At 54.8% G+C, this 23,764-nt stretch carries 21 protein-coding genes and 1 pseudogene; 13 read left to right on the forward strand and 9 right to left on the reverse strand.

Annotated elements, in window-relative coordinates:
• The first annotated feature begins 206 nt into the window (after positions 1–206).
• Positions 207–785: a DUF302 domain-containing protein gene (locus D5085_14490; protein QEP44223.1), complete on the forward strand. Its 579-nt coding sequence runs from the start codon at positions 207–209 to the stop codon at positions 783–785.
• A gap of 6 nt (positions 786–791) precedes the next feature.
• Here D5085_14490 and D5085_14495 read toward each other — a convergent pair whose 3' ends face one another.
• Complete coding sequence (locus D5085_14495) at positions 792–1,334, reverse strand: DUF2062 domain-containing protein (protein ID QEP44224.1); 543 nt, start codon at positions 1,332–1,334, stop codon at positions 792–794.
• A 174-nt stretch (positions 1,335–1,508) separates the two neighbouring features.
• Between D5085_14495 and D5085_14500 the strand changes: the two genes are divergently transcribed.
• Positions 1,509–3,860 carry a DNA internalization-related competence protein ComEC/Rec2 gene (locus D5085_14500; protein ID QEP44225.1) on the forward strand — a complete coding sequence of 784 codons (2,352 nt, stop codon included), beginning with the start codon at positions 1,509–1,511 and terminating at the stop codon, positions 3,858–3,860.
• A 2-nt stretch (positions 3,861–3,862) separates the two neighbouring features.
• Here the strand turns inward: D5085_14500 and csrA are convergent, their stop codons facing one another.
• The 5 genes from csrA to D5085_14525 form a co-directional block, all read right to left on the reverse strand.
• Entirely contained in the window at positions 3,863–4,048 is a 186-nt protein-coding gene (gene csrA, locus D5085_14505; protein QEP44226.1) for a carbon storage regulator, read from the reverse strand.
• A 109-nt stretch (positions 4,049–4,157) separates the two neighbouring features.
• A complete protein-coding gene (locus D5085_14510; protein ID QEP44227.1) occupies positions 4,158–6,005 on the reverse strand; it encodes a dihydroxy-acid dehydratase in 1,848 nt (615 codons plus the stop codon).
• Between the two features lie 96 nt (positions 6,006–6,101).
• A complete protein-coding gene (locus D5085_14515) occupies positions 6,102–7,679 on the reverse strand; it encodes a DUF3369 domain-containing protein (protein ID QEP44228.1) in 1,578 nt (525 codons plus the stop codon).
• Positions 7,676–9,235, reverse strand: coding sequence for a hypothetical protein (locus D5085_14520; protein ID QEP44229.1), 1,560 nt, complete (start codon positions 9,233–9,235; stop codon positions 7,676–7,678). Before D5085_14520 ends, D5085_14515 begins: the two co-directional genes overlap by 4 nt.
• Complete coding sequence (locus D5085_14525; GenBank protein ID QEP44230.1) at positions 9,232–9,507, reverse strand: (2Fe-2S) ferredoxin domain-containing protein; 276 nt, start codon at positions 9,505–9,507, stop codon at positions 9,232–9,234. Before D5085_14525 ends, D5085_14520 begins: the two co-directional genes overlap by 4 nt.
• Before the next feature lie 135 nt (positions 9,508–9,642).
• Here D5085_14525 and gnd point away from each other — a divergent pair, with 135 nt between their 5' ends.
• Genes gnd through pgl form a run of 3 tightly spaced genes read left to right on the forward strand, consistent with a single transcriptional unit; the run spans position 9,643 to position 12,840 of the window.
• Positions 9,643–10,575, forward strand: a complete 933-nt coding sequence (gene gnd, locus D5085_14530; GenBank protein ID QEP44231.1) for a decarboxylating 6-phosphogluconate dehydrogenase — start codon at positions 9,643–9,645, stop codon at positions 10,573–10,575.
• A gap of 2 nt (positions 10,576–10,577) precedes the next feature.
• Complete coding sequence (gene zwf / locus D5085_14535; GenBank protein ID QEP44232.1) at positions 10,578–12,086, forward strand: glucose-6-phosphate dehydrogenase; 1,509 nt, start codon at positions 10,578–10,580, stop codon at positions 12,084–12,086.
• Complete coding sequence (gene pgl, locus D5085_14540; protein QEP44233.1) at positions 12,052–12,840, forward strand: 6-phosphogluconolactonase; 789 nt, start codon at positions 12,052–12,054, stop codon at positions 12,838–12,840. Before zwf ends, pgl begins: the two co-directional genes overlap by 35 nt.
• Here the strand turns inward: pgl and D5085_14545 are convergent.
• Positions 12,821–13,582, reverse strand: coding sequence for a hypothetical protein (locus D5085_14545; GenBank protein ID QEP44234.1), 762 nt, complete (start codon positions 13,580–13,582; stop codon positions 12,821–12,823). The two genes, pgl and D5085_14545, sit on opposite strands and share 20 nt — an antisense overlap.
• A gap of 134 nt (positions 13,583–13,716) precedes the next feature.
• Between D5085_14545 and D5085_14550 the strand changes: the two genes are divergently transcribed.
• The 8 genes from D5085_14550 to D5085_14585 all read left to right on the forward strand — a co-directional run bounded on the left by D5085_14550 (position 13,717) and on the right by D5085_14585 (position 22,270).
• The gene (locus D5085_14550; protein ID QEP44235.1) at positions 13,717–13,950 is read left to right on the forward strand and encodes a MoaD/ThiS family protein; all 234 of its coding nucleotides are present in this window, start codon (positions 13,717–13,719) and stop codon (positions 13,948–13,950) included.
• Positions 13,947–15,425, forward strand: coding sequence for a YcjX family protein (locus tag D5085_14555; protein ID QEP44236.1), 1,479 nt, complete (start codon positions 13,947–13,949; stop codon positions 15,423–15,425). The genes D5085_14550 and D5085_14555 overlap by 4 nt, the downstream gene beginning before the upstream one ends.
• Entirely contained in the window at positions 15,425–16,438 is a 1,014-nt protein-coding gene (locus tag D5085_14560; protein ID QEP44237.1) for a DUF697 domain-containing protein, read from the forward strand. Before D5085_14555 ends, D5085_14560 begins: the two co-directional genes overlap by 1 nt.
• Entirely contained in the window at positions 16,435–16,947 is a 513-nt protein-coding gene (locus tag D5085_14565) for a metallophosphoesterase (GenBank protein ID QEP44238.1), read from the forward strand. Before D5085_14560 ends, D5085_14565 begins: the two co-directional genes overlap by 4 nt.
• A 147-nt stretch (positions 16,948–17,094) precedes the next feature.
• A complete protein-coding gene (locus D5085_14570) occupies positions 17,095–18,255 on the forward strand; it encodes an amidohydrolase (GenBank protein QEP44239.1) in 1,161 nt (386 codons plus the stop codon).
• Between the two features lie 59 nt (positions 18,256–18,314).
• Positions 18,315–19,607 (forward strand): aspartate aminotransferase family protein, encoded by a 1,293-nt coding sequence (locus D5085_14575; GenBank protein ID QEP44240.1) that lies wholly within the window; start codon positions 18,315–18,317, stop codon positions 19,605–19,607.
• A complete protein-coding gene (locus D5085_14580; protein QEP44241.1) occupies positions 19,601–20,857 on the forward strand; it encodes an aminopeptidase P family protein in 1,257 nt (418 codons plus the stop codon). Before D5085_14575 ends, D5085_14580 begins: the two co-directional genes overlap by 7 nt.
• Positions 20,858–20,887: 30 nt before the next feature.
• Positions 20,888–22,270 carry an NAD-dependent succinate-semialdehyde dehydrogenase gene (locus tag D5085_14585; GenBank protein ID QEP44242.1) on the forward strand — a complete coding sequence of 461 codons (1,383 nt, stop codon included), beginning with the start codon at positions 20,888–20,890 and terminating at the stop codon, positions 22,268–22,270.
• A 10-nt stretch (positions 22,271–22,280) separates the two neighbouring features.
• Here the strand turns inward: D5085_14585 and D5085_14590 are convergent, their stop codons facing one another.
• Together D5085_14590 and D5085_14595 are read right to left on the reverse strand one after the other, a co-directional pair.
• Complete coding sequence (locus tag D5085_14590) at positions 22,281–23,051, reverse strand: amino acid ABC transporter ATP-binding protein (GenBank protein ID QEP44243.1); 771 nt, start codon at positions 23,049–23,051, stop codon at positions 22,281–22,283.
• A gap of 20 nt (positions 23,052–23,071) precedes the next feature.
• Positions 23,072–23,742, reverse strand: a pseudogene (locus tag D5085_14595) (amino acid ABC transporter permease).
• Positions 23,743–23,764 lie beyond the last annotated feature (22 nt).

Raw genomic sequence — 23,764 nt, forward strand, 5'->3', positions numbered from 1 at the left:
ATGTTCCCTATTCCCAATCGTTCCGATGTGTGTGAACAGATATTGCCAATAGATTAGAAGGTCAACGGCAAACTGTCAAAGATTATTGTCGGGGAGGGGGGAGGCTGTCAGCACCATTTGCGTTGGCATTAGCGTGATGGTTGGAGTAAAATTCCGGTTCTAAATTTTACCATTATAGTTAAGAGAGAACCGAAGGAGAGAGTAATATGGCGATTTTACGCAATCTGTTGGCATTAATCGGGCTAGTGGCACTGCTACTGGGGGGGTACCTCTATAGCCAGTATAACCAGCTTTTGGGGGAGTTTGATCCTGACGCTGCTAAAGTCTATGCTGAGCTGGTAGATAAACTACGGCATAGCAAAGATGCGGCGACCGCGACGATCTGGAAGGTGCCGGTAGCCGAGGGGCTAAGTGCTGAAGATGTCGAAGAGACCATGCGTATGGTAGCTAATGAGAAGAACATGAGCAATGTCGGCGAGCTACCCATCTATAAAGACATTGAGGCTAAAACGGGTGAGACCTACCGTTTTGCCAAGATCTATATGTTCTGTAACTCGCTAATCGCCAAAAAGATGATCGACTATAACGACGACTATTCGGCCTATCTCCCCTGCCGAATTACCCTACTAGAAGATCAACAGGGTAAGCTGTGGCTCATTGCGCTCAATATGGATTTAATGATCTATGGCGGGGCGCCACTGCCGCCGGAGCTGAAGCGGGAGGCCGAGCAGGTTAAGACCCTTATTTTGGAGATTATGGAGCGCGGCGCTAAAGGGGAGTGGTAGAGCGGACTATTTTGGGCAGTCGATCTTTAACGCTATCTTCTGGCGCAGTTTTCGAGCCTTGATGTGGTTTAAGATCGCTTGACGCCAGAGGAGACGCAGCCCTAAAAAACCGGCCGCAGCAGAGCAGATACCACAGATGAAGCAGCCGAGTAGAAACGGCTGCCACATCGCTCCCATACTGTAAAAGAGCCACTCCCAACTCAGTTCAAACTGAAACGGTTTCGGCTCTAGGCCGAGTAGCAGTGCCCCTAGCTTGTAGGCGAAAAAGAACATCGCCGGCATAGTAATCGGGTTACTGATCCAGACGAACACGATGGTAATCGGCATATTGATGCGCAACACAATCGCCACCAGTGCCGCTAGCACCATCTGAAACGGTATTGGAATCCAAGCGATAAAGAGCCCAGTGGCAACAGCACCCGCTGCCGAGCGACGGTTAAGGTGCCATAGTTTAGGATCGGCTAGCCATGGCGCTAAGTGGCGAAGTTGTTGGTGGTTACGAATGGTATCATTGTTCGGCATCATTCGTTTGATAAACAGTCTAGGCATGGTGGTGGTGGTGGTAGTGGTGGTTGCTCTCCTCTGGTCGCCTTAGTGTAGTCTTACCTTATCGGTTGACCAAATAGTTTTTTGCTCTTTTTCATCCCAGTGATTTAGGGCAGGCGTACCAGTCCTGCCCCCCGAGATAACAACAGATAGGGGCGAACGGACAATGTCGGTTGTATGATAACAGCAGCGCTATTTTTGGTCGGCGTGCTTTTGGGTCACAGCTTGCCGTGGTGGCCGAAACTTGACCCTAGGTGGTGGCTAACAGAGTTGGGGTTGCTGCTGCTGTTATGGCTCGGTCTGACGCTCTCTCAGCGGTGTCGTTTTGGGCGTTATGGGGTGATGCTGCTGCTCGGCTTGGGGTGGGTTGGGTGGCATATTTCGTTGCAGTTAACGCAGCAGTTGCCGCCTCAGTGGCTGGGGGAGACGGTGATTATCGAGGGGAGAGTCGATTCCCTAGTCGAAGATCACGGCTATCGTCAGCGCTGGATAGTGGCGCTTGAGTCGATAGAGCAGAACTCTTGGCAGGGGCGGATCCGTTTAAGTTGGTATGCGCGTGAGGGGGAGGTTGGGCCTCAGGTTAGAGCCAACGAGCGCTGGCGGATGGCGGTACGGTTGAAACCGCCTCGGGGCATGGCTAATCCGGGTGGTTTTGATTATGAGCGTTGGCTTTGGCAACAGGGGGTGGTGGCGACCGGCTATGTGCGGGATCGGGAGTTTACCCCGCAGCGGTTGGCGGCGGCAGAGGCGGGCTCACTCCTAGCCTTTAGAGAGCGGCTACTACAGCGGTTGCAGGCGGTGATGCCCTCTTCGGAGAGTGCGGCGCTGCTGCCGGCGCTAGCGCTAGGGGAGCGTTCGGCGATGAGTGATAGCCAGTGGCAGCTACTCATTGCGACTGGAACTAGCCATCTGCTGGCGATCTCTGGCCTCCATATTGGTGCGGTGGCGACCTCGGTCATCGTGTTGGTGAGCTGGTTGTGGCGTCTCTCTCCGCACTGGTTGACGCCGCCTCTAGCACCGCGACGGCTAGCGCTGATCTTGGGGGCGTTAGCGGCGATCAGTTATGCGGCGCTAGCCGGCTTTTCGATCCCGACCCAGCGAGCGCTCTTTATGCTGCTGCTGGTCGCACTGGCGTGGTGGTGGCAGCGACCGCTATTAAAGCGCCACTGGTTGACTGTGACGGCTGTGGGGCTGGTGATTATCGATCCCTACGCGCCACTTAGTGTCGGTTATTGGCTATCGCTCACTGCGGTGGCGCTTATTTTATTGGCGCTAAAACAGCGCTATCGACGCTATCAACGCCGCGCTGCGCCGCTTGTGAACCCATTGCTGGCGATGGTGCGACTACAGTGGTGGCTCTTTTGGGGGATGGTGCCGCTGCTACTGCTGCTGTTTGGTCAGCTATCGCTACTCGCGCCACTGGCTAACAGTTTTGCTGTGCCGTGGGTCACGCTGCTAATTGTGCCGCCGCTGTTATTGGCACTACTGCTGTTACTGATTGGCGGGGAGGGGCTCGCTGCTTGGCTGCTACTCTGGTCAGATCGGCAGTTAGAGTGGTTGCTACAGACGCTGCGGGGATTGGCGCAATGGCTCGAACCGTGGCAGCACGGCGCTCTACCGTGGCCGCTGCTGCTGCTGTCGTTGATTGGGGTGGTGTGGCTGTTGTTGCCAAGGGGCTGGCCGGCGCGTTGGTTAGGGGCGCTGCTGTTGTTACCGCTACTGAGCTACACCCCTTCACGACCCGATTATGGCTCGGCGACGGTGACGGTACTCGATGTGGGGCAGGGGCTAGCGGTGGTGGTCGAGACAGAGCGCCATCTGTTGATCTACGATACCGGCCCTAGATTTCGTTCTGGATTTAATAGCGGTTCGGCGATTATTCTGCCCTATCTACAGTGGCGAGGCCATCAGCGAGTCGATCGGCTGATTCTCAGCCACGGCGATAGCGATCATGTTGGCGGTGCGGCAGCGCTACTACAGCAGCTACCGGTAGCTGAGGTGGTGGGCTCTGATGATGTTAGAGGGCTAGGGCACAATGTTCGTCGCTGTCTGGCTAAAGAGCAGTGGCACTACGATGGGGTGGCGTTCACCATACTTGCGCCGCAGCGGGAGGATGATCGGTTATCGGAGAATAATCGCTCTTGTGTGTTGCTGATTGAGGCGGCAGGGGGGGAGAGGGGGCTACTGACCGGCGATATCGAACAGCAGATGGAGCAGCGATTAGTCGAGCGTTATGGGGAGCGGCTACAGGCAAACATGATGTTAGCACCACACCACGGTAGTCGTACCTCCTCTACAACAGACTTTATTGAGCAGGTTCGACCCGAGTGGGTGGTTTTTCCGAGCGGTTTTCGCAATCGTTACGGTTTTCCCCATGCTGATGTGGTGCAGCGCTATCGCGCCGTAGGGAGTCAGATGGTGGTCACCGCCGAGTCGGGGGCGGTGACCTTCTGTCTCGGGGCGCACTGCCCCGACTCTAAACCGGAGCGCTATCGGCAGCAGCAGCCGCGTTACTGGCGCAGGGAGTAAAATTAACCGTCGCTCTCCTCTCCGCGCTCTTTTTGGATTCGCTCGTAGATCTCCTCCCGATGTACCGATACCTCCTTGGGGGCGTTAACACCGATTCTGACCTGATTTCCCTTGATCCCCAGTACCGTGACGGTGACATCGTCACCAATCACCAAGGTTTCACCAACGCGACGGGTCAATATTAACATCCTATAGTCCTCTTTCGATTATTGTCATCCTAATATAGCGGCCGGTTTGAGCAGCAAGCTGGTTGTTGCAGCCGTTATAGAGCCATTATTTGGCAAAGCGGTCGATAAATCAACCAACGCGCGAGACATCACGCACAGCACCGCGAGAGGCTGAAGTCGTGAGCGCGGCGTACGCCTTTAGTGCTGAGGAGATCTGACGGCGACGAGCTGAAGCTGGCTGCCAAGGGGTAGCTCGCGCGCTCATCGTCTGATGGCGCTGCGCAAGCACACTCTCATCAAGGCGTACATTAATAGTGCGGTTAGGGATATCGATATCGATACTATCGCCCTCTTCAATGAGAGCAATCGCCCCCCCTTCGGCGGCCTCAGGGGAGACATGGCCGATAGAGAGGCCGGAGGTGCCGCCGGAGAAGCGGCCATCGGTCAAGAGGGCACACGCCTTGCCGAGCCCTTTCGACTTTAGATAGGAGGTCGGGTAGAGCATCTCCTGCATCCCCGGGCCACCGCGCGGCCCCTCGTAGCGAATAACCACCACATCGCCGGCGACGATTTGATCGCCTAAAATCGCCTCTACCGCACTATCCTGACTCTCAAAAATGCGTGCTCGGCCACTAAATTTAAGATTCGACTCATCGACACCGGCTGTTTTTACCACACACCCCTCAAGGGCGATATTGCCGTAGAGTACCGCTAAGCCGCCATCTTGGCTGTAGGCGTGCTCTTTGGCACGAATACACCCCCGTTCACGATCGCTATCGAGGCTAGGGTAGCGGTTGGATTGACTAAAGGGCTCGGTGGTCAGGACGCCTCCGGGGGCGGCGCGGTAGAAGTCGAGCCGCTTGTTATCAGCGGTTAACCGAATATCCCACAGCGCTAGCGCCTCTTCGAGGCTCTGGGCATGGACGGTATGGACATCCCTATGGAGCAAGCCGGCGCGATCGAGTTCGCCTAGAATGGCCATCACCCCGCCGGCGCGATGGACATCTTCCATGTGGTACTGCTGGGTGCTCGGGGCGACTTTGCATAGATGGGGAACTTGGCGCGAGAGGCGGTCGATATCGGCCATGGTAAAGTCAACCCCCCCCTCCTGCGCGGCGGCTAAGAGGTGCAGGATGGTATTGGTCGAGCCCCCCATGGCGATATCGAGCGACATCGCATTCTCAAACGCCTTAAAGTTAGCGATGGAGCGAGGGAGTACCGACTCATCCCCCCTCTCATAGTAGCGTTTGGCCAGTGCAACCACAATGTGCCCCGCCTCCAGAAAGAGCCGCTTGCGGTCGCTATGGGTCGCAACGATGGAGCCGTTACCGGGAAGTGACAGCCCTAGCGCTTCGGTCAGACAGTTCATCGAGTTAGCAGTAAACATTCCCGAGCAGGAGCCGCAGGTGGGGCAGGCGGAGCGTTCGAGGGTTGCCACGGTCTCATCACTCTGTTCAGGGTTGGCCGCTGAGACCATCGCATCGACTAAATCGAGCGCGACCTCTTGGCCGTTAATAACCGCTCTACCCGCCTCCATCGGCCCACCGGAGACAAAGATGGCCGGAATATTGAGTCGCATGGCGGCATTGAGCATGCCGGGGGTGATTTTGTCGCAATTGGAGATGCAGACTAACGCATCGGCGCAGTGGGCGTTGACCATATACTCCACTGCATCGGCGATAATCTCCCGTGAGGGGAGGGAGTAGAGCATACCATCATGCCCCATAGCGATGCCGTCATCGACGGCGATAGTATTAAACTCTTTGGCGACCCCGCCCGCTTTCTCTATCTCTCGACAGACCAGTTGCCCTAAATCTTTTAGGTGAACATGGCCGGGAACGAACTGGGTAAAGGAGTTAGCGACGGCGATAATCGGTTTATTGAAATCATCATCACTCATACCGGTCGCACGCCAGAGTGAGCGAGCGCCGGCCATATTACGACCTTGGGTAGAGGTATGGGAACGGTAGGTAGGCATAGTCGGTTGCTCCTTGCTTTAACAGATTGGTAACTTAAGTGGGGGTTGGGCTAGGATTTTGGCACGCTCTGGCTGTGGTGACAAAGTTTTTAGCGCTTAGTCAGGATCGGGGTAGCGCTCCCGTACCGCGATAAACAGGGCTAGATTCTCTTTCAGTAGCTGAACTAGTTTCGGATCGAAGTGCTCTCCCGCCTCACGGGTAATTAACTCCATGGTTTTATCGATACTCCACGGCTCTTTATAGCAGCGCTTGCTCTGTAGGGCGTCAAACACATCAGCTAGAGCGGTAATGCGGGCGGTAAGCTCGATCTCTTCGCTCTTTAGTCCGAGCGGGTAGCCCTTACCATTCCACTTTTCGTGGTGTTGGCGGGCGATAGTGGCGGCAAGACGAATAGCATCTCGTTTGGAGCGGCCGAGCAGTTCGCCACCGATTTCGGCGTGTCGCTGCATAATAGTCCACTCCTCACTGTCGAGCTTACCGGGTTTATGCAAAATAGCGTCAGGGATACCGATTTTGCCAAAGTCGTGTAGTGGCGCGGCGATGAGTACCCGCCGACATAACTGCTCATCGAGCCCGACTAGACGCGCGAGTAGTTCGCTGTAAGCGGCGACACGATAGACATGGTTACCGGTCTCTTTGGAGCGGCGCTCAATCGCCTCCCCTAACATATAGACAATTTCGCTTTGAGTCTGCTCTACCTCTTCACGCAGCACGATATTTTGGTAGGCGATGCTAGCGTTGTGGCAAAAGAGCTTTACTAGCTCATAGTCGATATTGCTTAAACGGTGCGGGGTAGTGAGGTAGAGGACTCCCTCTCGTCCATTAGCGGGACTGAAGTAGGCGGTGTAGTGGTGTTCTGTCAGTATGTCGTGTTTATGCTGCAAACAGGCATCGATAGCGTTAATAATGTCGTCATCAAAGACATCGTGTGGATCGCGGTTCATATAGGCCTCATAGTCACCTGTGGCGGCCGTAATGCGATTCTGTTCATCGTCACACTCCATAGCAAAGCAGCCGGTGTGAACAAAGAGGCTGTTTTTATCGAGGTAGAGTACCGCAACTAGCTGTTGTAGCACCCCCTGAATAAACTCCGGCAGATGCTGCGGTCGGAACAGCTCTCTGGAGGCGTTAATGACGCGGTGCAGCCCCTGCCGGTTCGCCTCTAGCGCCATAATATCCTGATAGGAGCGCAGCCCAGCCATAACGGTGGTATAGAGCTTTTGTGATGAGAGCTCGGTCTTCTCTTTATAGTCGTTAATATCGTAGTCACGAATAATAGAGCGCTCCGGGGCCTGTCCCGGCTGGCCGGTACGCAGCACTAGCCGAGTGGTGCGGTTTTGTAGATCGTGACGAATGTGACGCACTAAATCGAGTCCGGCATGATCGGTCTCCATCACCACATCGATAAGTGCCAGCGCGATATCCTGCTCCTGCTGTAGCAGCGTTAGCGCTTCAGCGGCGGAGTAGGCGTGCAGAAAGTGGAGTGGCCGGCCATTAAACTCAAAGTTTTTCAGCGCTAAAGTGGTGACATCGTGCACACTGCTGTCATCATCGACCAGTAGCAGCTTCCAGCCGGGCACGACAGAGCGGCTCGGTGAAGGGGGGCGGGTGGCCGCCTCCTCTTCGTTATCGTTAGAAAACATTATCTCATCCTCCTCCGGATTCATACTCATTCTCTCTTTTCGGGTAGTTGTATTTGGAATCGGCTATAACTGCCGACTTGACTGCTCACAGTGATAGAACCTTGTAGCGTACTAGTAACTAGATTATAGACGATATGTAGCCCTAATCCGCTACCCCCGCTGTGGCGACGGGTGGTAAAAAAGGGGTCAAACAGGTGCTGCTGCACGGTTTCATCCATACCGTGGCCATTATCGAGATACTCAATCGTGAGATGAGCGTCGCTGCGGTAGGCGTCTATTGTAATAGTGCCCGTCTCATCTTCGTTAAAGGCGTGGATGAGTGAATTTAGTATCAGGTTGCTAATCATTTGGTAGATGGCCCCAGGATGGGTATAGAGGCTGAGATCAGCGGCAATCTGGTTTTCAACCGTTATCAGACGCCGTTTTAGTTTGGGGCGCAGGCTGAGGGTGATCTCATCAATATAGTGTCGTAGTCCGAGTTGACGCCACTGATCGCTGCCTTGATCCACAGCGACCTGTTTAAAGCTACGAATCAGCTCGGCAGCGCGTTGCAGGTTGCTCTGTAAAATATGGCACGCCTGCTCAGCATGGCTAATAAATTGGCTGAAGTCGCCCTTTTTGAGGCTGTTGTGATCAAATTGGTGGCGAATTTGAGCGACCTCTTCGTTTAGGCTCGTGGTGGCGGTTAGGCCGACCCCGATAGGGGTATTGATTTCGTGGGCGATGCCAGCAACTAGATTGCCAAGAGAGGCCATCTTCTCCGACTGCACTAGCTGCTGCTGCGCAGTCTGGAGGTGGTTAATAGTCTGCTGTAGATCTGCATTGCTCTGTTGCAACTCAAAAGTGCGTTTGGTCACTAATCGCTCCAGATCGGCGGTAAGCTCCTCTAGCTCCTCTTTTGCCACCATGGTTTCGTGCTGTTCCGCTAGGAGCTGTTGTTGGGTTTTAGCTGTTTGCAGGAGAATGGAGATCGCCAATAGCAGTGTCACAGGAAAGAGGCCGAACGCGACTAGCAGCGTGATATAGATACTGTTACGGTTACTCTCGGTCAGTCGCTGCTGGGTCGTATTGATGTGGTGTCGGGTGGTCTCAAACAGATTGTTAAAGGCTTGTGTCAGGCGGTATTGATCCCGAATCACATCATAAACCCCGGTTCTTAACGCCTCAGGAGTCGCCTCCTCCTCTAATAGCCGCACTACCCGATCCTGATTGAAAGAGGCGCGGCGCACGGTCGAGAGGAGTTGGTTAAAGGCGTGCTGTTGCGACTCGACGAGAGTGAGCGCTTCAAACTGCTCCCTTAGCTGAATAAAGTTGGAGGCGAGATAGCGATAGCGAGTGAGATACTCCTCCCGCACAAAGGGATCGTTATTCGTGGTGATAAACATCATGATAAAGACTCGCTCTAGGCCGATATCACGCATCTGCAAAATAGTCTGGCTAACATGATCTTGGTGAACAAAGAGCTGTTCGAGCTGACGATTACTGCGTTCGAGGTGGAAAATACCGTAGCCGGTAACCACAATCGCACTAGTAAAGAGGATTGAAAAGAGCAGTGCTGCCGGTAGGGTGGGGCGAGATAGTCTCATGGCTGTTGTTGTAGCCAGTGGGCCATTAGTTCGAGTAGGCGGGGGAGTTCGGTCTCGGTGATATGGTGCAGTAGCGGTCCATTGGGCACCAGACGCAGATTGGGGCCGTGCTGGCAGTGGCCGAGGCAGGCGATCCGCTCCATTGTAACCTGGGGGTAGTGGTGCTGTAGTAACGGCTCTAGTTGTGTCGCGACAACCTCTGCACCGCGAGCGTGGCAGGAGGGGGAGTGGCGACGCCGTTTGGTACAGATAAGCAGTGTAGGCTGGCTCATTTTAGGGGCCTCTATTCTCCGCATCGTGGGGTTTATTGTCATGGTAAGGCTTTTTTTGTGCCCTTTAATCTGCCACTATAAGCGCAATTTTGCAAACAGTTGGTCTATTAATCGAACGGAGTAAAGGGTAACACCATGAAATTGGCAATGATTGGACTGGGTCGAATGGGTGGCAACATGGCGCTGCGCTTAGCTCGCGCAGGGCATGAGGTGCTCGCTTATGCGCGTAGCCGTGAGACCGCCGAAGCGCTAGCGGCTGAGGAGGCTAATATCAGCATCTGCGATAACTTTCAGCAGTTGGTGAACGATTTTCCCTCACCACGAGTCGTCTGGTTAATGATTCCCTACGAGGCGGTCGATGAGACGATAGAGCAGCTCATTGATGCCGGACTGGATCGCGGTGATGTGATTATTGATGGGGGCAACTCTAACTATAAAGCGTCGCAGCGACGCGCTGAGAGGTTGCAACGACTTGATATCCATTTTATTGATGCCGGAACCTCAGGGGGGGTCTGGGGGTTGGAGAACGGTTACTCAATGATGTGTGGCGGCACGAAAGAGGCGTTCGCCCTGATTGAGCCGGTGGTGAAATCGCTCGCTCCGGCAGAGGATAAGGGGTGGGGGCATGTCGGCCCGGCCGGTGCCGGCCACTATACCAAGATGATCCACAATGGCATTGAGTACGGCATGATGCAGGCGCTGGCGGAGGGGCTGGAGCTGTTGGATGCGAAACAGGAGTTTGAGCTCGACCTATTGCAGATAGCTAAGCTGTGGCAGCACGGCAGTGTGGTGCGCTCTTGGCTGCTCGACCTAACTGCCGATGCGTTGCAACGCGATCCCCACTTAGAGCAGATTAGTGACTGGGTGGCCGACTCTGGTGAGGGGCGTTGGACTGTGCAGGAGTCGATTGATGCCGCCGTACCGGCACCGGTCTTATCGCTGGCGCTAATGATGCGGTTTCGCTCCCGTCAGGAGAGCTCGCTGGCAGGGCGGGCACTGGCGGCGATGCGAGCGGGGTTTGGGGGACACGCGACTAAACCGGCAGAGCCTGAGAGTCACAGGAGTTAAAGATGGCCACTGATGCGAACTGCCACTGTGGCTCGGGGGCGGCGCAGCTACCACCACCGGCTAATTTAGTTATCTTTGGGGCGACCGGCGACTTAACTAAGCGCAAGCTCATGCCGGCGTTGTTACGAATGTTGCGCTGCGGTCTGCTCCACCCCGATAGCCAGATTGTCGGCGTGGTACGAGGTCAGGTCGATAGCTGGCGAGAGAGTATCGCTCAGGCGCTGTTAGACTACTCCCCAGCACCGAAACCGACCCGCGCTGAGGTAGAACAGCTACAGGCGATGTTAGTCCCGGTCGAGGGGGCATTGGAGGAGAGGGCGACCTATCAACAGTTGGCTGAGTCACTGAAGATCTATCACGATGCCCAACCGGCACTCTTCTACTGCGCTATTCCGCCGCAGTGGTATGAGACGGTGATCAATCAACTCGGGGAGGCTGGACTCGCCGATGAGCAGTATGGCTATCGTCGCATTGTGATCGAGAAGCCGTTTGGTCACGATCTCAAATCGGCTTTCACTCTGAACCGAATTTTGTGGCAATACTTTAAAGAGACGCAAATCTACCGTATCGACCACTATCTGGGCAAAGAGAGTGTGCAAAATCTGTTTGTGTTCCGCTTTGCAAACTCGATTCTGGAGCCCCTATGGAACCGTAACTATATCGACCATATCCAGATTTCAGCCGCCGAGACACTCGGTGTGGAGTATCGCGCCCCCTACTATGAGAAGGCAGGAGCCCTGCGGGATATGATTCAGAGCCATCTGATGCAGGTGATGACGCTAGTGGCGATGGAACCGCCAGTCGCCTTTAGCGCCGACGATATTCGGGCCGAGAAGGTGAAGGTATTACGGGCGATTAGAGCGCTTACGCCAGAGGATGTGCCCAAACAGACCTTAGCGGCGCAATACGCCTCAGGGGTCGATAGTGACGGTCATCCGATTCGGGCCTACTGTACCGAAGAGGGGGTAGCGGCCGATTCGGTGACCGATACCTTTGCGGCGGTTAAGTTCTATATCGATAACTGGCGCTGGCGCGGAGTGCCGTTTGTGCTCTGGAGTGGTAAGCGGCTGCCGAAAAGGGTCTCAGAGGTGGTGATTCGATTTAAGCAGCCGGCACACAACCTCTTTGGCGAGAGTAATCGGCTCGCTACCCATCCTAATACCCTTATCTTTCGGTTGCAGCCCGATGAGGGGATGACGCTGCGAATGAACGCTAAACTACCCGGCTTAACGACCGATATGCAGCGACTGGAGATGCGAGCCCCCTATCAGAGTGATGAGAACCATATCTACGATGCGTATGAGATTCTACTTCACGATGTGCTGCTCGGAGAGGCGACCCTCTTCTCCCACGCTGAAGAGGTCGAGAACTCGTGGCGAATGGTCGAGCCGATTATGCAGCACTGGTCACAACACTTCTCTATTAATCGCTATCGAGCGGCGACTTGGGATATTCCCGGTATGGATCAGCTATTAAATGACTGTATTAATGGCTGGTATCGCCCAGTCTAGTTTCAATACTGAGTGTGAGTCTATCGCTATCATGCAACAACGACATAAATATTTTTGGCATATCGCCACCCATCCTACCGACTGGGCGCGGCTTATTGCGACCAAAATGGCTGAGACTGCCCTAGAGGCGATCCGTGCTCGGGGGATCTGCCATCTGGTACTTCCTGGGGGGACGACCCCAAAACCGATCGTCGAAGCGCTACTCGACAGAGAGCTGCCGTGGGAGCGGTTTGAGTTCTATCTGACCGATGAGCGTTGCGTTCGTAAAGGGAGTGCTGAGCGCAATGATCAACTCTTTACCTACATGCTTGAGCAGCAGCCGGCCTTTAGTCCCGACCAGTTCCATCCGATGATGGCGGAGCGGGGGCCAAAAAACGGGGCTGCGGCGATGCGGCGTAAACTCTTTTCAGTGGTACCGTTTGATCTGGTTGTCACCGGTCTAGGGGAGGATGGCCACACCGCCAGCCTCTTTCCTGACGATAGCGCAGCGCTAGAGAGCAAAGATAGTGTGGTGGCGATCTATGATGCCCCTAAACCGCCCCCTAATCGCATCTCTTTGGGGCTATTTCGGCTCCGTAGCGCCCGAGAACGGATCGTGATCGCCCGAGGTGCCGGTAAGCGGGAGATTATTCGCCGCATTCGTGCCGGAGAGCGCTTTCCGGTCACCGAGATTCGACCTAACCACTGGTTTGTTGATCACGAAGCGCTACCGCTGCAGCCGCCAGAGCCGAACCCTAACGACCCGCTAGTTTAAGGCCATCAAAAATAGCATCGAGATCAAAATCTTTCAGCGCTAGCGGATCGTTGCTCTTAAGATCGGCGCTAGCTTGCTGGGTGTGGGGGGTGCGCCTGACCGACTTAAGGTTCAGATGGATCGTTTCGGGGCGAATGCCGTACTCGACTCCCGGCACTGGGCTACTCTCGACCACCGATAGCAGCTTGCTCTTTAGAGTGTTGATATCGTCATCGTTCATGAGCTGACCCTCAGCTAGAAAGTCGGCGAAGCTAGGGTCTCGTTTGGAGGCGGCAAATAGAGTTCGCTGTAGCTGCTCCTCTAGCTCCTTTTCGATGCGGTTAAAGCGAGCGGCGACTCTACGCCCCATATCATCAGCCGAGAGGCGACGCTCAAAGGTGACGGTCACATAGCGCCACTCGTTAGGGGTATAGAAGCAGATGGTGGTCTCTAGCGGTTGAGCCAGTGGTACCCAGTAGGCGATCTGGTTGCCAAATAGCGCCCGAAACGGTAGTTCGTGTGGTAGGCAGGCGCGTTCATTGCGCAAGATGGCGAACCCCTCTTGCAGTTTGGCAGCGATAATTGCTCGTGGTATCGCAGCGACGACCAGCGCGGTGACGGTGGCATGGGCAATCACTACCGCCTGCATCTCGTGGTTGTCGATCCACTCCCCCCCTAGCATCGTTAACAGTAGATAGTCGAGTGTGGCCGCCATGAGTGGCAGAATAAAGTCGATGAGATAGCGCACCTTCTCCGGTATCATAAGCTCGTCACTCCGTTGGTTAGGATGAATTATTTGGGGTACAATGGCCGCCCCGTCCGGAGGTCAAACTGTCAGCCACCGGAGGGGGGAGTATAATCGCCCAAGGGGCAACGAATAAAGAGGGGAGAGTAAGAATGACCGTTAGAGTAAAATTTTTTGCCTCGCTGAGGGAGCAGGTCGGTTGCGAAGGGGCAACGGTAGAGATTGGCGAGAGCGCTACGGTGGCTGATATCTGGTTAATGGCCTCGGGGGGGCGGCCTATGCCGGCTCACACCCTCACTTCGCGCAATCAGGACTACTGCTCGCTGCACGACAGGGTAGAGAGTGGCGATGAGATCGCCTTCTTTCCACCTGTCACCGGAGGGTGATCGCAAAAGTTGAGTTTAATCGAATCGAACAGGGAGTTGTGACCGTGGCCCACCTACCACACTCTGGCGTACAGCGCTGGTTTGACGGCGTGAGAGATCGTACCGATGAGTTTGTTGACCGACTACTAGAGCGGCGTCTGACACTCGGTGTCACCGGCTTTAGTCGTAGCGGCAAATCGACCTTTTTAACTAGTTTTATCCACCAGCTACGCCACTTTCAAAATGCCCAACTAACGGCACTACCACCCGATACCCGTCATCGCCTCATTGGCGTGGAGCTGATCGATGTGAAGGGTAACGGTCTGCCCCGTTTTCCCTATGACCAAGGCATTCGGGCGCTAAGCGACGATCCGCCGCGCTGGCCCGATCCGACCGAGGGGATTAGTACCCTCATGTTGGAGCTGCGCTGCCGCCCCCGTGGCGGGGTGATGTCGGCGTTAGGGCGGCGTTACGAAAGACTCTATATCGAAATTACCGACTACCCGGGCGAGTGGCTGCTCGATCTGCCGTTGTTGGGGGTCGATTATCTGGGGTGGTGCGAGCAGTGTCAGTCGCTCTTTAGTCAGCAGCCACGGCAGACGCTATTGGGCTCGCTCTATGATGATTTGGCTCGACTTGATCCTTTAGCGCCGTTCGATGAGCACGACATTGAGCGCCACTATCGTAGCTATTTGGCCTTCTTAAAGCGCTGTCGGGCGGAGAATCTGAATGTGATTCAGCCCGGGCGCTTTTTGTTGGAGGATAAGACCAGTCGAGAGTCGCTCTTCCCCTTTGTGCCGCTGTTAGAGCTGCACCGCTACGGAGCAGAGGAGTTAGCTCGCGTGCCGAGTCAGAGTCTGCTCGGGGTGATGCAGCAGCGCTATCAACACTACTGTGAGCATTGGGTCAAACCGTTCTATCGCGACCACTTTAGTCGTGTGAGCCGCCATCTAGTGCTGGTCGATGTGCTGCAGGCGCTCAATGGTGGCGAGGGGCATTTGGAGGATATGCAGCTAGGACTCACTCAGGTGCTAGGTAGCTTTGATTATGGCCAAAATAGTCTGATTCGGCGGCTGTTCGCCCCTGTGGTCGAAAAGGTGATCTTTGTCGCCTCCAAAATTGATCAAGTGCTGCCCGATCAGCACGAAAATATTCGGGTGCTAACCGGCACAATGGTACATGAGGCCTACCGTCGCGCTAGCTATGAACAGGTCGAACTCCATACCGAGGCGGTGTCGGCGGTACGGACGACCACCAAAGCCACTCATCAACAGCGGCAGATGTTAATGGGGCAAGTTGAGGGGGGAGTGGCGGGCTATTTAAGCCATCCTGATATTCCGGACCATATCCCCTCCGCAGCAGAGTGGCAGCAGTTTGAGGGGTGGGTGCTGCGACGACTGCTCCCCCCATCAGGATTGAAGCTGCTACAGGGCGGGACGCTGCCGCATATTCGTCTCGATAGTGTTATTCGTGAGCTGATTGGAGATAAACTGTAATGGCTGTCAACCACGATCCTTACTTTATTCCCATCGATAACCAACTGTTGCAGCGACCGGAACCTGTCAGCGGTGACAGTGGGCTGGAGCTACTCTTAACGCCCCGAGGCGAAGAGCCGCTGACCCGATTGGAACCGATGCGCAACCACTTTATAAAACCGCTGCTACTGACGCTGCTACTGACACTGCTCGGCTGGGGCGGGGTGGAGCTCTCTCTCGTGCTCACCTCACTCTATCAATGGAGCCACTATGCGGCTATGGCGGTGATGGGGCTACTGCTGCTACTCACCCTGCTCACCCTGCTCTCTCTTAGTCGCTTTCGGCAACAGGCGCGGGAGCTACAGCAGCTACAGCAGCTCCGAGCGACGGCAACTGAGCTGCGCCAAAGCCGGGGATATGGCGAGGCCACCGCTTATCTAAAAAGGCTCGATAGCTTCTACCACGGCAAGCCGCACTATAGCTATTGGCAGACGACCCTAGCGGAGATGCCCGACTATAACAATAATGTCGAGACGATTAACCATCTTTCGGGTCACTATCTAGCCGAGCTCGATCGCCGCGCCCTAAAGCGGATTAATAGCTACAGTCGCCAAGTCGGGGTGGCGGTGGCGTTAAGCCCCTTGGCGCTGTTTGATGTGCTAATTGCGCTGTGGCGCTCGCTGGTGATGGTCGATGAGGTGGCGCAAATCTATGGGGTACGACCCTCGGCAGTCGGGCGCTACCGCTTAGGTAAAATGATGCTCGGCTATCTGCTTTTTACCAGTATTACCGAACTTTTAGGCGATTTTTGGGAGGAGGCTGTCTCGAATCAGCTACTCGGTACTCTGTCGCCTAAACTGATGCAGGGGGCGAGTGTCGGACTCTATACGCTGATTATCGGTATGCGGGCGATGGAGTTGATGCGCCCGATCCCCTTTAACGATGAGGATCGTCCCAAAGTAGGGAGTCTGTTTAAGCGGCTAGTCGAGTGGCTGCGTGGTCGTCGTGGGAGTAAGGAGGGGGGGAGGTTATGAGAGTCTGTATCGTCTCCGATAGCCACGATAACCGCCCGATGCTGACAGCGGCGGTCGAGGCGTCGATCGCTTGGGGGGCTAAGATGGTGTTCCACTGCGGCGATGTGGTCGCACCGACGGCACTACGACCCCTGCTACCGCTAAAGATTCCGGTGCATGTCATTCACGGTAACAATAGGGGCGATACTTACGCGATGTTTATGCTCAGTCAGGAGCCGGGGAGCCATATCCACTACCACGGCCAAGATGCCGGCTTAGAGATTGCCGGTAAGCGTATCTTTCTCGTTCACTACCCCCACTACGCCGAAGCGTTGGCGCTCACCGGTAAGTGGGATATCGTCTGCTGTGGCCATGATCACCGCGCCAAAATAGAGACTATCGAGCATAGTCGGGGGCAGACGCTGCTGCTTAATCCCGGCACGACAGCCGGTATCGGCCCGAAAGCGAGCTACATTCGGGGTGATTTGGCCACCATGGCGTTTGAGATTATTGAACTTAATCGAGATTAATCGAGCTTACTTGAGCCTATTCACTGTTTGGTGCTTAAATTTAATTTGCATGCAAAGAAAAAAAATCCCGATTTTGACTGGAAATAGAGCCAATTAGGGGGTAAAGTAAGCGCTTATTAATTTGTTAACGAAAGAGTAGGTGGTGTTGTGTCTCAAGGGTGGTCTAAGCGCGTTGCTGAAGCGGTTGCTTTTCGCCATTTGCTCCATAGTCAGCCCGAGTTGACTTGGCAGGAGCATCGCACTGCCGCATTAATCCGCCAACAGTTAACCAAATTGGGCATCGCTTGGCGTCCCTGCGCTACCACAGGCACAGTGGCGACGCTGGCACCTGCCGCCTCAGGGACTCATGTCGCGCTACGGGGCGATATTGATGCCTTACCGCTACAGGAGCAGACCAAGCTCCCCTACCAATCCCAAACCCCCGGGACGATGCACGCCTGTGGCCACGATGGCCATACCGCTACCCTATTGGCGACGGCGATGGGGCTAAAACAGCACGAATCGAGCCTACCGGGGCCGGTATCGCTGCTGTTTCAGCCGGCAGAGGAGGGGGGGCATGGAGCTAAAAAGATGATCGATGAGGGGGCGCTACAGGGGGTTGAGTTGATTTTTGGCTGGCACAACTGGCCGGCGATCCCTTTTGGGCAGGCTCTCTGCCCCGATGGGGTGGTGATGGCCGGTAACGGCACCTTTCATATCGAAATTCGCGGCCACGGCGGGCACTCTAGTCAGCCCGAACTGTGCCGCGATCCGGTCTTGGCCGCTGCGGCCATGACGCTCAATTTACAGCAGATTGTTAGCCGCCGTCTGGCACCGCAGCAGTCGGTTGTCGTCTCGGTCACCTCAATTGATGCTCGTAGCGGGGTGACGATTGTGCCCGATAGCGCTAAGGTTGAGGGGAGCTTTCGGGTCTCGAATCGTGCGGCTCGGGAGATCACCGAGCAGGCGATTGTCGAGATCGCCACCTCGACCGCGCAGAGTTATGGCGTGGTCGCAGAGGCGACTATCGGTAGCCGTTATGAGGCGACTATTAACCACGCCGTTGCTGCCGCTCAGATGCGTTGTCAGCTACAGCAGGTGTTGGGTGAGGCGTGGCAGAGCTCTCTTGCAACGCCTGTGATGGCCTCAGAAGATTTTAGCGACTATCTGCAGCAGATCCCGGGTGCCTTTGCCCTTATCGGTAGTGATGATGGTGAGAGTCACCATCAGGCAGCCTGTCACAATACCGGTTACGATTTTAATGATCGTCTCATCGATCCCGTTGCTAGAGTCTTGATGCGGTTGGCGGGGCTAGAGACGATAGTGTGATGTTGTTAGGTGAGTCAGTTTTAATAGTGTGTGAGTTAGTGAGTCGAGGGAGAGAGTGAATGGTGCTTAATGATGACATTTTTACCACTTGGGAGTCCGATATTCGTGCCTACTGTCGCGCGGTGCCGACGGTGTTTCAATCCTCCTCGAATGCGGTGATGATCGATGAGAACGGTAAGCGCTATATCGATTTCTTTGCCGGTGCCGGAGTGCTTAACTTTGGCCACAATAACCCCGCGATGAAGGCGGCGATGATCGAGTTTTTGCAGGCCGATGGCGTAGCTCATAGTCTCGATATGTACACCACTACTAAGCGCGATTTTATCGAGAAGTTCGCCGAAACGATCCTTAAACCGCGCAATATGAACTATAAAATGCAGTTTACCGGCCCTACCGGCACGAATGCGGTTGAGGCGGCGCTCAAGCTGGCGCGGCGAGTGACACAGCGCGAAACGGTGGTCGCTTTTACCCAAGCGTTTCACGGTATGACCCTCGGTTCCCTCGCCTGCACCTCTAACCACTATTTTCGTAACGCCTCTGGAGTCGCGTTAGAGGGGGTGCTGCGACACCCTTTCGGCTGCGAACGAAAGTGTGCTAGCTGCGATATGGGGTGTGGCATGGCCGCGTTAGAGCAGCTTAGGGCACAATTTAACGATCCCTCCTCTGGCATTGAGCCACCGGCGGCCTTTCTGCTAGAGACAATTCAGGCCGAAGGGGGGGTGAGAGTCGCCAGTCGGCAGTGGCTCCACGCGGTGCAGCAGTTAGCAGAGGATAGCGGTGCGCTATTGATTATCGACGATATTCAGGTCGGCTGTGGTCGTACCGGCAGCTACTTTAGCTTTGATGGCATGGGGCTTGACCCCGATATTATCGTGCTAGCGAAGGGGCTGGGTGGCTTTGGAACGCCGCTGGCGATGACGCTCAATAAGCCCGAATACGATAAGTTATGGCACCCAGGTGAGCACACCGGCACCTTTCGTGGCCAGGGGCTATCGTTTGTCGCCGGTCGGGTGGCGCTGGGCTACTTCGATAACAGCGAGCTGATGGAGCAGGTCGCCGATAAGGGGGCGACAATGCGCCACTGTCTTGACAGTGTTGCCGCTCATCACACCGGGTTAGAGGTGCGCGGCAGAGGGATGATTCAGGCGGTAGAGTTTGCCGAAGGGGCGGTGACCAAAGCGATTGCTAAGCGCTGCTTCGAGAGTGGGTTGATAATTGGTGCCTGCGGCGGGCGGGGCAATATTCTCAAATTTATTCCACCTTTAACGATTCCGGCGGCTGAACTACAGCAGGGGTTGGATATTTTTGCCGCCGCTGTAGCGGCTGAACTGTCAGGAGCAGAGCTGTGTTAGAGCGCGATGATTTAGTCTTTCCGTTTGAGGAGTATAAGCGCCGTCTGGATGAGTTGCGGGCACGAATGGAGCAGCGGTTGCTAGAGGTGGTCATCGTCTCCGATCCGGAGAACCTCTACTACCTAACCGGCCATAAAACCACCGGTTACTCCTTCTTTCAGGCGCTGGTGGTGCCGCTAGAGGGGGAGCCATTTATGGTGATTCGGCGGTTGGAGGCCTCCAATGTCTATGAGCGAACTTGGGTTGAAATCGTCCGCCCCTTTGCCGATACCGAAGATGCGATTCAGATGCTAGTCGCTAGTATGAAAGAGATGGGGCTGGCTAATAAGCGGATCGGTTTTGAGCGCAATAGCTACTTTCTACCCGCCTATCAGCAAGATTCGCTCCAGTACTCTCTCACAAGCGGTCAGTTAAACGACTGTTTCGGGATTGTGGAGGAGGGGCGGATTATCAAATCGAAGTTCGAAATCGAGATTATGCGTCAGGCAGCTAAAGCGACCGAGGCGGGGATGAAGGCCGGTATTGCGGCCACCTGTGCCGGCGTGACGGAGAACGATATTGCCGCCGATATCGCCTCGGCCATGTTTAAAGCGGGTGGCGAGCCACCGGCGGTCATGCCCTATGTCACCTCAGGGCCGCGCACCATGATAGGCCACGCGACTTGGGAGGGGCGTAAAGTCTTGCCCGGAGAGCATGTCTTTTTGGAGGTGGGCGGCTGCTACCGTCAATACCACACCGCGATGATGAGGACAGTCATTTTAGGGGAGTTAGATGACAAAATGGCCTATGCCCAAGAGCGGAGCCAAAAGGCGCTCATTAAGGCCAAAGAGCTGATTCGCCCCGGCATTAGCGTCTCCGATCTCGATAATCTGGTTCGACAGACAATTACCGTCGATGATGATCACGGCATTTTGATCACCCGCTCTGGCTACTCTATCGGCATCGCCTTTCCGCCGAGTTGGGATGAGGGCTATATTCTCAGTCTTGCCCACGGCAACCCGACGGTACTGCGCGAGGGGATGACCTTCCACCTAATTCCTTGGGTCTGGGGGGTTGAGGGTAAAAAGACCTGTGGGATATCTGATACGCTTCGAGTCACCGCCGATGGGTGCGAATCGTTCTTTAGTATGACCGAGGAGTTTACCATTAAGTCCGATCAGGGGCCGAAAGCGGCTCCGGTTAAGGGGGAGATCGCGGTGGAAGCGGCATCTAACCTAGAAGCAAAAGCTAGCAAGCCACCCAAAAAATAGTTACCAAATAGAGTAGAGCAGGAGCAATTTATGTCGAGTGGAGTCCTACAGTCGATTAACCCCTTCGATGGCAGTGTTGTCTATGAGTGTCCGCAAGATAGTTCAGCGCAGCTAGAGGCCAAAATTGAGCTCGCCTTAGCGACCTATCGTCACTCGTGGCGCGATACCTCATTTGCTGAACGGGCCGAGCTGATGCAAAAAGTGGCGCAGGTGATGCGTGATAGTATCGACTACTTTGCCTTGCCAATGGTAGAGGAGATGGGTAAACCGATTAAAGAGGCGCGAGCAGAGGTGATGAAGTCGGTCTGGTGTGCCGAACACTACGCCGCACATGCACAGAGCTATCTAGCGCGAGAGGAGATCGCCTCCGATGCCGCTCTAAGCTATGTCCACTATCTACCGTTAGGGCCTATTTTGGGGGTATTACCGTGGAACGCCCCCTTCTGGCTAGCGTTTCGCTTTGCCGCACCGGCCTTGATGGCGGGCAATACCTGTTTGATGAAACACGACTCCCATGTGCCGCTCTGTGCCGAACGCATCGCTGAGGCGTTTACCCAAGCGGGAGTGGCTGAGGGGGTCTTTACCAATCTGGCTGTGACCAGCCGTTCAGTCGAAGCGATTATTCGCCATCCAGCGGTGAGGGGGGTGTCGTTTACCGGTTCAGATCGAGTTGGCGCTAACATTGCCGCCACGGCGGCCTCAGAGATCAAGCCGTGCGTTTTAGAGCTAGGCGGCTCCGATCCGACACTGGTATTAGCCGATGCCGATCTAGAGCGGGCTGCCGATACGATTGTCCTCTCTCGTATTATTAACGCCGGCCAATCGTGTATTGCCGCTAAACGGATATTGGTCGAGCAGGCGGTCTATGAGCCGATGCTAGCGCGACTCCACAGTCGTTTTGCCAAGCTCAAACTCGGTGATCCTAAGCTAGAGAGTACCGATGTCGGCCCAATTGCTCGTGCCGAGCTACGGCAGGGACTCCATCGTCAAGTGGTTAGCTCTATTGAGGCGGGTGCCCGTTTACTGCTCGGTGGCGAGATGCCGATCGGCGAGGCGCTCTTCTATCCGATCACGATGCTAGCCGATGTGACACCCGATATGGTGGTGAGCTGTGAAGAGACATTTGGCCCCATTGCTGTCGTTACTCCAGTGGCCGATGCGAAAGAGGGGTTGCGGCTAGCCAATGATACCCCCTATGGTCTCGGTGCTAGTATTTGGTGCGCTAAGGTGGCCGAAGGGGAGCAGATGGCCGCCCAGATCGAGAGCGGTCAAGTGGCAGTCAATGGCATTGTCAAAACCGACCCCCGCCTCCCTAGTGGCGGTGTTAAGCGCTCCGGTTATGGGCGTGAGTTAGGGCCGCACGGTATAAAGATGTTTGTTAACGCTCAACAGATCTGGTTAGGGGCGAACTAAGATAGATAACTTAGTGGTTCAAAATTTGCTGTAAAAACTGCTGGGTGCGATCAACTTGGGGGGTGCTAAAGAAGGCCTCGGGCTCGTTTTGCTCCACAATCTCACCCCCATCCATAAAGATCACCCGATCGGCGACCCTTTTGGCAAAGCCCATCTCATGGGTGACGCAGAGCATCGTCATCCCCTCATCGGCTAACTCTATCATGACATCGAGTACCTCTTTAATCATCTCCGGATCGAGTGCTGAGGTCGGTTCGTCGAAGAGCATAATTTTTGGATTCATACAGAGTGAGCGGGCAATTGCCACCCGCTGCTGCTGACCACCGGAGAGTTGACCGGGGTATTTATAGGCCTGATCGTGGATCTGAACCCGCTCTAGGTAGCTCATCGCTAGCGTTTCAGCCTCCTGCTTAGGCCGTTTTTGAACCCAAATCGGGGCTAAACAGAGATTCTCCATAATCGTTAGATGGGGAAAGAGGTTAAAGTGCTGAAACACCATGCCGACATCGCGCCTTATGGCATCGATATTTTTGACATCTTCAATCATCTCAATCCCATCGACAATTAGTGAGCCGGTCTGAAACTCCTCTAGCCGATTAATGCAGCGAATGAGGGTCGATTTACCCGAGCCGGAGGGGCCGCAAATAACGATGCGCTCCCCTTTATGGACGGTGAGATCGATATTTTTTAGCACATGAAAATTACCATACCACTTATTGAGTTGTTGGATAATAATGACCTCTTCTGGGGTCGTGTGATCATTGGGTTGAAACTGTATCATCTTCTCTATTCCTGTCAATTTTAATGGTGATCGGTCTTAAGTTTGCGTTCAATAGAGCGGGCAATGGTTGACATGCCAAAACAGACGCACCAAAAAACCAGTGCTACAAATAGATACCCTTCGGTAGCGTGGCCACCGAGCCAGTTGGAGTTACTGAGCGCGGTCTGGGTCGTGCTTAACACCTCAAAAATGCCGATAATCAGTAGATAGGTGGTATTTTTAAATAGCATGATAAAGGTGGCGAGAATATTAGGAATTGATATTTTCAATACCTGCGGCAGAATGATAAGCAGCATCTTCTGCCAGTAGCTTAGACCGAGCGCATCAGCTGCCTCATACTGCCCTTTAGGGATGGCGTTAAAACCGCTGCGATAGACCTCGGCCATATAGCCCGACATAAACAGAATCAGCACAATCCAGACTCGCAGCAGCTTATCGACAGTCGTCCCCTCCGGAAAGAAGAGCGGCAGCATGACCGAACCCATAAAAAAGAGCGCTAAAATCGGCACTCCGCGAAAAAATTCGATAAGAATCACACTCACACTGCGAGCGAGCGGCATCTCTGAACGCCGTCCTAAGGCCCAGAGAAACCCCAGCGGAAAGGCGACGATAATACTGGCCGCTGCTAACCCATCTTTCGATTTGCTAGATCGAATAGTGCAAAAAATCAAATAGTTGAGACGAATTCAATGGGTAGTATGGCACTACATCTA

The sequence above is a fragment of the Ectothiorhodospiraceae bacterium BW-2 genome (assembly GCA_008375315.1).
GTDB lineage: Bacteria > Pseudomonadota > Gammaproteobacteria > Thiohalomonadales > Thiohalomonadaceae > BW-2.